The organism is Singulisphaera acidiphila DSM 18658 (assembly GCF_000242455.2).
Taxonomy (GTDB): domain Bacteria; phylum Planctomycetota; class Planctomycetia; order Isosphaerales; family Isosphaeraceae; genus Singulisphaera; species Singulisphaera acidiphila.
In genome coordinates, this window is sequence record NC_019892.1 from 9430617 (window position 1) to 9443587 (window position 12971).

The window sequence follows — 12971 nt, forward strand, 5'->3', positions numbered from 1 at the left end:
CCCGGCGATGTCCCTGACCCCGATCGACTGGCGGCCCGATGCGGCGAAGCTGGCCCAGTTCTCCAAAATCACGATGGTCTTCCTGGCAATGGGCGTCGCCCCTCTGGCCTACCTGCGCGGTCGACCAACACTCGCGGCCGCCTGCTGGGTCGCCGCAGTGACCTGCCGTCTGATAGGCGCCTGGCGGCCAACCGCCTTAAAGCCTGTCTACCTCGGCCTGACCCTGGCCACCTGGCCGATCGGCTGGGTGATCTCGCATCTCGCCTTGGGCATCGTCTATTATGGAGTCATCACGCCGATCGCCCTGGTCTTCCGCCTGCTCGGCCGCGACGCCATGCCCCGGCGATTCGACCGCGACGCCCCAACTTACTGGGAACCCTACGATCCCGACCACGGCTTGGATCGATATTTGCGTCAATTTTGAAGTCTTTTAATATCAAACAAAAGCATCTCCCCTCTCCGCTTCGGAATAAGACAATGTCAAACGCCCGGACCGAGAAGCCGAAAACCGACAGCCTCGACGAGTTGGCCCACTCCTCGCAACCGAGCCTGCCGGCCGAGTTGTTCGACTTCCTGAAGCACAACAAGAAGTGGTGGCTACTGCCAATCCTGCTCGTGCTCGCCATGTTCGGCATTCTGCTGGCGCTCGCATCCACCCCAGCGGCCCCGTTCATTTACACGATGTTCTGAGGCGTGAGAGTCCTTCTGGCCCACACCTCGAATTTCTTGGTCGTCCACGCCCTGACCTCCCCCCGTAAGCGACCAGAATTCGGGCCGACCCCATCACCGGCCGTTCCAGTCCCGTAGGGTCGGCTTCAGCCTGCCGTCCTTCAGGGCAGAGCGGAACGGGGCTTTTCCCAGAATTGAGGCGAAAAAAGGGGGGACATAGCAATAGTGTTCAGCACGAGATTTGCACACTTTCCACCCAAGCTAATCTTACCCTCGAGAGCCGAAAACGGGGATCTCGCAAGGACACTTGGTACAGGAATTACGACACTTCTCGCTGATCTCCACCGCGATTTCATGCGATTTGACGTGATCGTTGGCCTTCATTCGCTGGCAGGGCCAGCGCATATCAAACACGCTGTAGTGAAAGAACTTGTGTAAGGTAGTCCGTATTGATCATGCAGGACATCATCTTTCCGCGAAGGCTATCCTTGTCGGGATGACGCTTCAGGAGCGTCACGGCGAACCGCCGCAGCCAACTCAAGTTGTTCCCCAAAGTCCGCTCGCGAGTGCGGTGCTCATCCTCGCGAAAGTTCACGTCCAGCACCCAATGCATCGACTCGATGCCCCAGTGGCCACGCACCGCTTCACCAAACCGCTTGCCGCTCAAATAGCGGCTGCTGAGATAGTAACGCACCTCGTCCGACTCCGTACCGTCGGCATACTGCGTAATCCGCGCGGCATAGCCGATTGCCTTGATCCACGGCCAGTCCTTGCCCGGCGCGAAATCTCGCGGCACCTTGGCCAAATAATAGGAGCGTTCGTCGATGCGACCGTGGCCGTCATCGCGGGTCTCGTGGCAGCGATACCGCAGGTCCTCCAGGTCGCGTTCCAGGTGGTCGAGGAAGAACGCCTGGATCGCGGCCGCGAGCTTTGGCTGGTTGTCTTTGACCGCGATGACGCAATCGCCGCCGCCGGTAACGATCTGCTCGACGATGTCTTTCTGGCAGCCCATTGCGTCGATCGTGATGAGGGTGTCGGCCAGGTCGATCTGCTCGAGGAGCTGCGGGATGGCCGTGATCTCGTTCGACTTGGCCTCGGTGGCCACCTGTCCCAGCGCAATGCCCTCTTCGCCGGCCCAGGCGCTGACGATATGCAGGGCACCAAGGCCGTTGGCCTCGTCGTGCGACCCGCGGCAGGCTTTGCCGTCGATGGCGATGAGTCGGCGGGGGTTCTTGGGGTCGGCCGGGATCGCGTCACAGATCCAGGCTTGGAAGCAGCGTTGGAAGGCTTCGGGCTTCAGCGCCATGAGCAAGCGGCGGATGCAGTCTCGCGAGGGGATGCCATTGTGCAGGGCGAGATGCTCGGCCAGCCAGGAGGCGCGATTCTTGGCCCAGCGATGGATGGCGGTGGGCCCATCACAGCCGCAGATGACGCCGCAGACGGCGATATCGACCATCAAATGCTTGCGATTGCGCGTGTGTCGGGGGTCGGAGAGGGATTCGAAATCAGAGCCGATCGAGCCGACATCGACGATCTTCGCCATGAGAGGCATCCTTGGATCGGTCCGTGTCGGCCTCCGCACGCCGGAGCGCAGTAAGCCAATCACAAGGACCGAATCCAAGATATCGAGCCGAGGCCTGTCGCGCCAGACTACCCAGGTCGCACAGCTATGCGCGCTGGCCCTGGGGTGCGTTATCCTCGCTGCCAGCGTGGAGATAGCAGGAGATACCCTGGTTATTTTGCTATTATTCGCCCAAGTCCAGTTGCTAATCCATCATTCATCGGCTACAACTTGCTTGCAATTTGCATTTCTGACGTACGCAAGACTTTCATACATGAGCATATATGAGAGCAAAAGCAGTTCTTTTGCCTACCTTGCCACGGGCCATCGCGGTTGTCCTTGTGGCGACGGCGACGACAGCGTGGGCGACAGTGACGTCCATCGTCATGACGCCCCTTACTCCAGATCCCCCGATCCTCGGACGCGAATACACACTGGCACCCAATGACGATACTGATATCGACACTTCCGAGTGGTTTAGATCAAGAGCATTCGGCGATTGTTTTGTGCCAGGCGGTGTAATCAGTAACAGTCAAGATTATACTGCGTTTTCTCAGATTCCCGGAACATACAGCTACGTGCTTACTAATACGTACATGTCCCCTGGGCCGGAGCTGCCCGCTCCGCCAAAGACGACCAAGCCGAGGACGATCACTATCGCCAAAGACGACAATTTCGTAATAACGTACGGATACAAGCTCCTCGTGTCAAATCCCGGTTCGGTAGTTATGACTGGTATTTTGCAAACTGGTCCGCGGCAGCGTTAAAATAGGTAGACGAGGCTCGAGTTTTGCCCAAATTGCTCTGGCGCAGTTGGACTGCGGAGCATCGGCTTATGCCTGGAATTATCGAATTTCCCAAGCTGGTCGAAGCCGCCCTGACCCAGCACGGCGACCTCTTCGCCAATGAGTGCCAACGTCGCCACTTCGCCGAGTACCTCACCGGCCTGTTCGTCGCCGACCGGAAAACCGTCCTCGGCATTCATGACGAGTTCGCCCAGACCACCGACCAATCCTGCCTCAATCGCTTCCTCACCGCCGCCCAGTGGGACCCCGAGACGCTCAACGATCGAAGGCTCGAGCAACTCCAGAAGGAGCCCTCCACTCGCTACAGCGTTCAGGGCGTCATCCCGATCGACAATACTCTCGTCGATCGGGACGGGATGCTGATTCCCGACGCCAACTGGTTCTGGGACCACACCGAAGAGCGGAACAAGATCGCCCAGGACTATCTCTTCGTCAACTACGTCTGCACCAGCGGCAAGCACTACCCCCTGGAGTTCCGGCTCTTCCGCAAGCAAGAGGTCTGCGAAGCCTTGGACGAGCCGTTCCGCAACCATACCGCCTTGTGCTGCGAGCTGATCGATTGGGTCTGCGAGCGGGGAATCCCCGGCGACTTCGCCATGGACTGCTACTTCACCAACGCCGAGGTCCTCAACCACATTGATGGGAAGCAGGATCGGTTGGGACGGCCCCACGGTTACGTGGGCGATCTCAAGACCAACCGCAAGTTGGAGTGGAAGGGGGGGATCCTCAAGGCCAACGAGTTGGCGGCGTCGATCCCGGTGGAGGACCGCAAAGCGATGAGGATCGGCGACCGTCGCCAGTGGTACTTCACGGTGACGGTCCGAATCCCCGGGGTGAACCACAAGGTGCGGATTGTCCTCCTCTGGCACTACCGCAACGACGGGACGTGCTGCAAGATCCTGGTGACGAATCGGATTACCTGGGAGGTGAGTCGGATCGTGCGGGTGTACCGCCATCGCTGGACAGGCACGGAGACGTTCCATCGGGACGGCAAGCAACAACTCGGGTTGGGTGACTGTCAGTTGCGTGATGTCCAGGGCCAGACCCGGCATATGTACCTGGTCATGCTGGCGTACAGTCTGCTCATGAGCGAGTTGAAGCAGGGTCGTGCGAAGGAGTGGGCACTCCATCGGCTGATGACCATCGGCGAGGCCTGTCGGGCGATGACGAGGGAAGCCCTGCGGACGACGCTCTCGTGGGCGATCGAGCAAGTCACGCAATTTGAGCAACCCTATGAACATGTCGTGGCTCAGCTGGGGTTATCCTGACTTTGCAAAACACCAGTTATGAGGCACCAAATTTATAGCGGAGATAATTATTGCGGTCCACATATGACCGGATTGCTGCAGCAGAAGTTGACGAACCAAGTCGTCAACGGGGTACAGCTTAAGGACCAGAACTGGAACCCAGCTGCTGGTGGGGACACGTTGAATCTCATCGACGGGGAAATTTGCGATGAGGTAGGGTCGATGGCTGATACCGTGGCTTTCGATGCTTTGCCGGAGGGAAGCGATTTTTTCTCCGCAACGCAAGAATTTCGGATTCTCTATTCCACTCCTTGCACTACTGACCCTCCTTCTCCTCCCCTCGAAATGTATCTTGGTTCGTGGTCTTTCAAGAAGAAAAAGAAGAGCGATACGCAATGGTGGATCGAATAACACAGGAGCCAGATCATGAAGAGAAGCAAGTTTCTTGTCATCGGAGCATTCGGGATGCTCTTAACATGTGGTTACTTGGCGGCTTCCGCTCCGAGCAAAAGCCTGACAAAGAAGCGCAAAATCTCGCCGCAAGCCCCAATCCGCATGCCTCGAGAAAATTTCATTCCCACCCCTGAGCAAGTCGCCCAATTCCAAGGGACCAATAACGACCCGGCCCGTCTCTACACCATCGAACCAGCTCCGATTCGAGCGGAGGTCAAGGCACGTTCGCCCGAAGAGAACAAGCTCTTTGAGCAGGCTACAGCTATTATGCTCCGCGAGCGTCCCGTGCCCCCCGATCGCGTTCAATTCTTCAAATGGGTGGATGAGGGCGACTTTCGCTTTAAGATCAAGGGGTGGGATGCATTTGTCTACACCGTAACTCCCATCCCTGGAGGCTGGGGGATTAGGCTGAAGGTCTGGCCTCAGCTCACCACGGAGGCACAAGTCGCTAACGGTTACTTCGAGGAGTATACCTGGACTGATGGCGTCCTGAGTTTTGTGAAGGGCTACGGTGATCCGAGAACTCCGGGTAAAATGGTCCACTGGTGAAGAAGGTCGCTGCTTCCCAGGACCGAGGAGAGCGGCTAGGGCCAAAGCCCTTGGCCGCATTTTCCTCCAATCAACCTTTACAATCGGCACAACTCTCACATTTATTCACTCGAACATAATTTCGATTACATGATGTTTCCGCCAAACTCGTCGAAGGGGGCTTTGGAGGGCTTCGGCGTGGGGAACGTCTCTCGTTTCGCGGAGTCGACAGTCGCCGGTCGCCGCCGTCGGTCATTGAAAAGCGGCCGATCGGTATCCCGAGGGGATTCCCTCAGGTCGCGGGGGGAGTTGCAGTCGACCAGAAAACAGGGGGGGGACATAGTAAATAATCGTCTCAGGTCCGCTCCTTCTTCGGCCTCCCGCGCGCACGGAGGCACGATGCCAACCCCAAACGCTCGGCCGTAACGCGCGTCCACGACTCGTTGCCGAACGGCTTCCCGCGCTCGACTGAATGCCGCAGGCGATTCAGGTCGCCCGACGAGAGCGGATCGTTCACACCCTCTAACCAACGCGAGTCACACAACGCCGGCTCGCCACGCCAGAGCATTCCTTGGCCACTCAACCAGGAGACCAGGCTCGACCAGCGCCAGTCCTCCGCGCGGACCACCAACTCGGCGCGTAACGCATTCCGCTCAACGTAACGCAGTACGGTGAGCAAATGCTCTCGGCATCGATCGGGAACGCCTTGAAACGACCTGGCCACACTTGTCCCGGCGTGTGGTGGGGGCGGTGATTACGTCGCGCGGGCCCCGTCAGAAGCCACGGCATCCAGCGGCTGAGGTCGCCATCCGCGTGGGGACGAAGCACCAAGGGGAAGTGATTCGGCATGAAACAGTAGCCGAGCAGATCCATCGACGGGCGTGCCGTCGCGTCCGCCATGGCACCGAGGAACACAGCGTCGTCGCCCGCCTGGTGGAAGACCGTTTCGCGGCGATTGCCCCGGTTTAGAGCGTGAGAGCAGAGCCCTCCCACAGAGGCCCGAGCGGTTCGTGCCATAGCCCGACAGGATCGCTGGTAGGCGAGCCCTAGCAAGAAAAAAATCACTATATCCCCCTTTTTTCCACGGGAATGGTTCGACCAACGGAGGATTGAGCACCTCCGCAGGTGGCTCGCAAGCTGACGAATGCGATTAGGAGGCCTTCGACCAGGTCATCGAGCTGAGATCGAGCATGTACCTGCCGTGGTTGTCCTCGTAGGTTTCCTGTCCATCAGCAAGGCCGCAGACCTTTCCGCCAGTCACCTCAATAGCGTTCCCGACCAGCTTTGCCCTGTGTCTGCCGATCCAACCTGGTGACTCGCCTAGCGTTTTGACCGGCTCGATCACCAGCGTGTCGACGTTGAACCGATGAACCTGAGTGGTGCCGGGCAGGCGCTCGCCCATGTAGCCCAGGTTCCCGACGATGTAGATGGAGTCGCCGACCAGCGTGGCCGTGTGGAAGTCGGTTGGGGGAAAGATCTCCTTTGGATAGCCGTAGATGTCGAACCTGCCGTCGCCGTGGTGGACGATCACGTCGTTGTAGATGCAAAAGTCCGGGTCGTAGTGGTCCTCGTGCTCACCAGCGATCTCAATCACTCGCCCGTCAGGGAGCACCGTGAATGACTTCCCGAACCGGTCGAAGCACCAGACCGCCTCGTCGTCGAGCCTGCCCTGGTCGAAGTAGGCCCGCGCGTGGTACGCCGATTGCCCGCTGGTGACCATTGCCCGCCAGAACGGGAAGTTCATGACCTGCGGGTTGGCACTCCCGAAGACCCTGTGCTTGGCCGCGCGGTATTCGTCCGGCGTGCAGGTGATCGACTCGGTCCGTTGCCGTCGCGTCACTTCATCACGGACGTCACCGTTGATCTCGGCGAAGTCTGCCCCGGCTTCGGCCAACACGCGAGCGGTTTCCAGGTTGGCGGCCGACTGGATGGGCGATTCGGTATTACTGGCAAGGTTCGGGTCTGCTCCCGCGTCAAGAAGCACGCGCACGCACCTTGCCGATCCACACTGGGCCGCCGAGATGAGGGCAGTCCCGCCGAAGTCGTCCACCGCGTTGGGATCGACACCGCGTTCGAGCAGCCACCGGAGCATCGCCGGGTCGTCATTCTCGACCGGGTACATCAGCGGCGTCCTCCCGCATCGGCCCCGGTCCGCGAGGCTTCCGCCGGCGGCAAGGAGTAGCTCAGCCTTCTCGATGTCGCCCGTCTGCATGCTCAGGAGCAAAGGCGTACGCTCCCAGCGGTCATAAGTAGACAGGTCGTCACCCTCGTCGAGGCGTTGCCTCAGGTCGGCGACCGTTCCAAGAGCCACAGCTCGGTGCAAGGCCGTCCAGCCGAGGGGCGCGGGATTCGCCCCCGAGCTGAGCAGCAACTCCACGGCGTCGAACCGGCCGACCCGGGACGAGACACTGAGCGCCGATTCCCCGTAATCGCTCACAGCGTCGAGATCCGCATCGCGCTCGATCAGGAGCCGGAGAACCGGCAAGAGCTGGGAGTCCTCAAGGATCGACCGGCCGTGCATTACATCGATCATAACGGTGTAGCCGTGCGGGCGCACGTACCGGATGTCGGCGCCGGCATCCAGCAGCGACCTGATAGTCTCAAGATCTCCCTCCGACACGGCTTCAGCCAGTCCCGGTTTCGTCATTCTGTAACCTCCGTTCGAGCCCTGTTTTACAAAGACCCACCCTTTCGGGTAAAGGTTCAAGTCGGAACATTAATATTGTACGACGGCCGGTGTTTAAGCGAATCTTCGTCATACTTATATCCATTAGTTTTGATTAGTGTTTGCTTAAAGGGGCGGGATACGCAGTCCCGCTCCAACTTTTTCAGAATAAATAAAACAACATGCAAGTATTTACTGAAGAAAAGATCGTTTAATGGTATCCCCGTCCGTGCCACAACCTCCCCCATGCCGAGCAATCTTTCTTGGACGCTTTAGCGTCCGGTGGAGCGCGTCAGGTTGACCGCAGCGGGGTCGCTCTTTGGCGACGGAGCGTAGCGAACAGCGGAGGGGAACCACCGGCACTTGCCGGGACGCCCAGGTCTTTGCTCACCCCTGGCCAGGTGGTACACTTGTGGGAGGGGTTCCCATGCCAAACACGAAGCTGGGCGTCTTATCATGGATCGTCAACCAAACGATCGTGGGCGGCTCGATCATTTCATACGCTCTCGGAGAAAGGGAACTTACTGGAGCTATCCTCTCACTGGCGATCGTTTTGCTTTGGGCGCCAATGCTCACGATGAAGTTCGCGATGAGCCGTGTCAGGGTACGAGCGAGGGTGCTGGGGAGACCAGTGACCCGATCCGATGTGGTTATTGCGGCCATCGGCTCGATGATTGTCGGCCCGATCCTCGGATTTCTCTCTTTCATCCCGCTCGGATTATTGACGGGAGGTCCCCATTAGGAAGTCTGGCCGTCAGGTATCGCCCGAAGTCGCAAAACTGGGCAAACCGGAGAGGCTTGAATGAGTAATGCGGTATGCAGCAAATGCGGACATTGGGTCGGAAACGACGCCGCAATTCCTGGAAACCCATGCCCGATTTGTGGCTCGATTAGCAGAAACGTTCCGGCGTCAGCCGAAAGTCGTATCCAACTCTCTAATCAAGCCGTCTCGACTCAAAGATTTGGACATACAGGGCGTGAAGTCCTGGGCTCTCAAGCCAAGGTGTATGCAGAAGAATGGGTAAATCTTTCCGGTCACATTGAACGGCTGAATCATGAGGCCACCGAAGACTTTCGCGAGCTAATCGCGGAGGCGACCTGCCTAACTGGCGAGGTCATCACCCTTTTTAGAGGGCGAGGGATTAAGGAGACGGCGCCGCCATCCCTCGAAGCGATGGGGCCGCTGCCGACACATATAGTGCCTAGGCAAGGAAGGTACCATCGTAAAGGAAACCGAGTCCTTTATCTCGCCGATTCCGAGAATGGCGTGCGAAGAGAAATGGAAGCATGGCACGTGGAAGGGACGCCATGGATCATTACAACTGAATTACCCCTGACATCCCTACGCATCGCAAACTTTACGAACCTGCCAGTTGACCATTTCCTCACGGCGGCATTTTCGGTTGCAGAAATGTGTAAGGTGAAGAATCGCGGCCCGGACAACTATGAATTCAGTCAAGTTATCGGAAAACTGGTGGCGGAGCAGTTCGATGGGATGCTAATCCCTGGAGTGCGAGGGGAACCTGGTTCATACTACAACAATGTGGTGATCTTTCGTCAGTTGGAGGACTGGCCTATTTGGTCCCACGGCGAGCCCTATATCTTGTCCTCCTGAGATTACGCCTCGCCCGGATGTTTAGCTGGGTGGTCGTGCCTCTCGCACCGCCTCTTCCTGACAAAAAACATGTACATGCAAATGCATTTTCGGCACCAAATTTGCGCCACCTCCACCCAGGCCAATCTTGCCCTCAAGGGCCGAAAACGGAGATTACGCAAGGACTTTCGGCACAGAATTCACACCTTCTTCACTCAAGTGCATCTTGCCGTCATTTTGGCAGGGCCTTGGGAATGGCAAAACGCTCAGCAAAACCTCTGAAACCCCGAGATATCCAGGGGTTGAAGTACGCCGAGCGGTCACTTCCGAAGAAAAAATCGCCATGTCCTTTTTTGCCCTTGCCCCTCCTTTTTGCCCCCTTCTCTTGTGCTCGGCCTGCCTCCTGCTACAATTGTCTCGGGCTTGCCCGGAGCAAATGTCCTCGCACGAGCGGAGCACTCGCGATGAAGTCTTGGATCGGGGTCGTGGCGTTCGTACTGGGGACGGGCGGCGTCGGTTGGGGCATGACCGTGCAGGTGGCGGGGCGCGTCGTAGACGAGCGAGGCATACCGGTAGTGGGGGTTCGGGTCGCCGAACACTGGTATGCGGATCAGACGCTCCCGCTGGTACCAAACCAGTTGGCCCGGACGGATGCTGAAGGTCGGTTCTCGCTGGAACTCCAGGTTCACGGGCGCGACACGGTGGTGATGGCGAGGGACGCCGCCGAGCGGCTCGGAGGATTCGCGATTGTCCCGGCTAAAGGACCGGTCGGCCCGATCGAAATCAAAGTATCGCCGATGGCCGAGGTGCAGGGGCGGTTCACCTGTGAGGAATCGGGTCAGGCGCCGGCCGAGGCCCCCATCTTGATGGCCCTGACGCAGGGCGACCTCAGATTGGCCTCGGGTCGGTTTCGCGGGCCCGCGTTCGCAATGCGGCTGCCGTCGGGCCGGTATCGGTTGGCGGGCGGCGAGAGCGATCAGCATGTCGGCATCGAGCGCAACGTCACGCTCGAACCCGGCCAGGTCTTGGACCTGGGCACCATCGATCTGAAGTTGACCCCGATCGCCAGGCTCTACGGCAAGGAGCCACCGGCTTGGCACATCACCGATGCCCGGGGCGTGTCGAAGGATGTGCGCCTATCGGACTTCAAGGGCAAGTGGGTCGTGATCGACTTCTGGGGCTTCTGGTGCGGTCCCTGCGTCAGGCGAAGCCTGCCGAACTGGATGGACTTCGCCGAGGCCCACGCCGCCGACCACGATCAGTTCGTGATCCTGGCCTTCCACGATCCCGAGGCCACCGACTTCGCCATGCTCGACGAGAAGCTCAAGCCGATCATCCGTGGCTCCTGGCGCGGGCGAATGCTGCCATTCCCGATCCTGCTCGACACGACCGGCCAGACGGTGAAGGACTATGGCGTGTCGCATTGGCCGACGGTCGTCCTGCTCGACCCCGAGGGGCGGGTCGTCCATTATCCCCGGGCAATCGACCGCGACGCCGAGGACTACCTGGCCTCAAGGTTGACGCCTTTGCCGAACGCTGCTCGAATTGCGTGGGCCCTCGACCGCGACCTCAGCCTGTTTACTCACGACGACTCCACGCTCGCCGAGCTGATAAGCTTTTTCAGCAAGATGGGTCGGATCAGGATCAACATCGATCGGGACGAGATGACGGGCGCCGGGATCGACGAGGACGCACCGGTGCCACTGTGGATCGGAGGTCGGCTCACGCTCCGCGCCTGGCTCAATCTGGCGCTCGACCCATTCGGGCTCACCTACGTCGCCGACAGCAACGGGCTCCGCGTCGTCCGCCGCACGGCCGCCAATGACAGCCTGTCGCGCCCCTCGCCGAAGCAGGAGGGTGACAACGCTCGCGTCGCCGAGGCGCTGAAGCAAAAAGTGACGTTCGAGTTCCAGGGCGAGTCGTTGACCAATGTCGTCGAGGCGCTGGAGGCGAAGACAAGCGCGAGCATCGTCCTCGATCCAGACGGCCGCCGACGCGGAGCGATCAAGGCCGATACGACCGCGACCGGCACAGCCGCCGATGAGCCGCTCGGCGCGGCCCTCGCTCGGCTGTTGGAGCCGCTCGGGATGGCATGTATCGTTCGCGACGAGGCCATCGTCCTGACCACCAAGCGCTAAGTGCCTGTCTCGGAAGGTCAGGCTTCACCGGGAAAGGAAGGACGTTTGTGTGCCACGGGTTCCATGCACTCGGAACCCGTGTGTCCCAGGCCAAGGCGTTCCCGCATGGTACCCGGAAGATCCGCGCCACAAAAGGGGGGGGGGGACATACAAGAAAAAATCGCTATGTCCCCCCTTTTTGCGCTCCGGCCGTTCCAGTCCCGTAGGGTCGGCTTCAGCCTGCCGTCCCTCAGGGCTGAGCGAAACGGGTCTTTTTCCCAGAACTGAGGCAAAAAAACGAGCGCACCCAGCAACACACGTCAATAACAAGATTTACACACGTTGCACCCAAGCTAATCTTACCTTCGAGGGCCGAAAACAGGGATCTTGCAAGGACACTTGCACAGGAATTGCGCCATCTCCACCCAGGTTCATCTGGCCGTCAATTTGGCAGAGCCTTGGGGATGGCAAAACGCCCAGCGAACCTCTGAAACCCCGTGATATCCAGGGGTTGAAGCACGTCGAACGCTTACTTCCGAAGAAAAAATCGCTATGTCCCCCCTTTTTCCTCCTGGCGCATGAAAAGAGCGGCCAAGGAACTTGCCTTGTAACCGCTCCTTTTCTTGCCCTTGATCTACCGATCTGCTTACTGCAGCACGGGAAAGCCCTGCAATTCCGGTTTCGCGACATTTGCGTCCGAGTCGACCAGGCGGACTTTGCCTCGGAAGAACTCGTAGGTCTCGGCTACGTAATCGAACTGGAGCGTCTTGAATGAGTTCGAATAGAGCCAAGGACGAATGTGGATCTTGACTAATACGCTGCCCGTGGGCGTCTGCTCAACCTCTTCAATCCCCCCGTGCCACCCAATCGGGTGTACCAACTTCTTCTTGAAGGCATCCGTATTATCCAGCCAGGCAAAGTGGTTACGGCGTTCTGCGGGACGGGTATCCTGTGCAGCCAGTGCGGCAGCGAATGTCTTCTGCAATCGAAGCATGTCACCCATGGCTTTCGGGTGAGGCACGATCGTAGTTCCCCTGTCGGCGGGGACCTGAGTCCGCATGGGGATCGGCTCGGGGCGACTATCGATTCCCACCCTAAACACAGGGGCGAGACCTTGGCGGACGAGGGCATCTTGAATAAGCACACGTTTGAACGCGGGGGTCCCCGGGCTGGGACTTTTAGCCGGAGTAACAACTTTCGGAGGAGACACCGGTTTGGCTTCCCCGCCCTTCGTACCCGGGCCTGCGCCGACGAGGCCGCAGACCAAAACGCCGATGGCCCCGCCGAGGATGGCTCGGAATCGCTGAGACTTCATAAAGTCGTCCTTCGCT

Annotated in this window: 12 protein-coding genes; 8 read left to right on the forward strand and 4 right to left on the reverse strand. The window is 59.2% G+C overall.

From position 1 onward, the window contains the following. The first annotated feature begins 7 nt into the window (after positions 1 to 7). A complete protein-coding gene (locus SINAC_RS36400) occupies positions 8 to 424 on the forward strand; it encodes an SxtJ family membrane protein (protein WP_015250537.1) in 417 nt (138 codons plus the stop codon). Between the two features lie 53 nt (positions 425 to 477). Continuing rightward, positions 478 to 690 (forward strand): DUF5989 family protein, encoded by a 213-nt coding sequence (locus tag SINAC_RS36405; RefSeq protein WP_015250538.1) that lies wholly within the window; start codon positions 478 to 480, stop codon positions 688 to 690. Between the two features lie 385 nt (positions 691 to 1075). On the opposite strand, the gene SINAC_RS36410 is transcribed toward SINAC_RS36405, so the two are convergent. Then, a complete protein-coding gene (locus SINAC_RS36410; RefSeq protein WP_015250539.1) occupies positions 1076 to 2212 on the reverse strand; it encodes an ISAs1 family transposase in 1137 nt (378 codons plus the stop codon). Positions 2213 to 3065: 853 nt separating this feature from the next. Here SINAC_RS36410 and SINAC_RS36415 point away from each other — a divergent pair. The 3 genes from SINAC_RS36415 to SINAC_RS36425 all read left to right on the forward strand — a co-directional run bounded on the left by SINAC_RS36415 (position 3066) and on the right by SINAC_RS36425 (position 5285). Further along, entirely contained in the window at positions 3066 to 4304 is a 1239-nt protein-coding gene (locus SINAC_RS36415; protein ID WP_015250541.1) for an IS701-like element ISSiac1 family transposase, read from the forward strand. A 63-nt stretch (positions 4305 to 4367) separates the two neighbouring features. After that, positions 4368 to 4694, forward strand: a complete 327-nt coding sequence (locus SINAC_RS36420) for a hypothetical protein (RefSeq protein ID WP_015250542.1) — start codon at positions 4368 to 4370, stop codon at positions 4692 to 4694. A 144-nt stretch (positions 4695 to 4838) separates the two neighbouring features. After that, complete coding sequence (locus SINAC_RS36425) at positions 4839 to 5285, forward strand: hypothetical protein (protein ID WP_244884920.1); 447 nt, start codon at positions 4839 to 4841, stop codon at positions 5283 to 5285. A 334-nt stretch (positions 5286 to 5619) separates the two neighbouring features. Here SINAC_RS36425 and SINAC_RS41020 read toward each other — a convergent pair whose 3' ends face one another. Next, a complete protein-coding gene (locus SINAC_RS41020; RefSeq protein ID WP_020467159.1) occupies positions 5620 to 5943 on the reverse strand; it encodes a hypothetical protein in 324 nt (107 codons plus the stop codon). 471 nt (positions 5944 to 6414) lie between these two features. Next, the gene (locus SINAC_RS36440; protein WP_015250544.1) at positions 6415 to 7911 is read right to left on the reverse strand and encodes an ankyrin repeat domain-containing protein; all 1497 of its coding nucleotides are present in this window, start codon (positions 7909 to 7911) and stop codon (positions 6415 to 6417) included. Positions 7912 to 8356: 445 nt separating this feature from the next. Here SINAC_RS36440 and SINAC_RS36445 point away from each other — a divergent pair, with 445 nt between their 5' ends. The 3 genes from SINAC_RS36445 to SINAC_RS36455 all read left to right on the forward strand — a co-directional run bounded on the left by SINAC_RS36445 (position 8357) and on the right by SINAC_RS36455 (position 11661). After that, the gene (locus SINAC_RS36445) at positions 8357 to 8671 is read left to right on the forward strand and encodes a hypothetical protein (protein WP_015250545.1); all 315 of its coding nucleotides are present in this window, start codon (positions 8357 to 8359) and stop codon (positions 8669 to 8671) included. Between the two features lie 60 nt (positions 8672 to 8731). Beyond that, positions 8732 to 9544, forward strand: a complete 813-nt coding sequence (locus SINAC_RS39390; RefSeq protein WP_081578374.1) for an RES family NAD+ phosphorylase — start codon at positions 8732 to 8734, stop codon at positions 9542 to 9544. A gap of 443 nt (positions 9545 to 9987) precedes the next feature. Continuing rightward, entirely contained in the window at positions 9988 to 11661 is a 1674-nt protein-coding gene (locus tag SINAC_RS36455; RefSeq protein WP_015250546.1) for a redoxin domain-containing protein, read from the forward strand. A 625-nt stretch (positions 11662 to 12286) separates the two neighbouring features. Here the strand turns inward: SINAC_RS36455 and SINAC_RS36460 are convergent. Next, on the reverse strand, positions 12287 to 12955 hold the full coding sequence (locus SINAC_RS36460; protein ID WP_015250548.1) for a hypothetical protein: 669 nt from the start codon (positions 12953 to 12955) through the stop codon (positions 12287 to 12289). Positions 12956 to 12971: the final 16 nt, after the last annotated feature.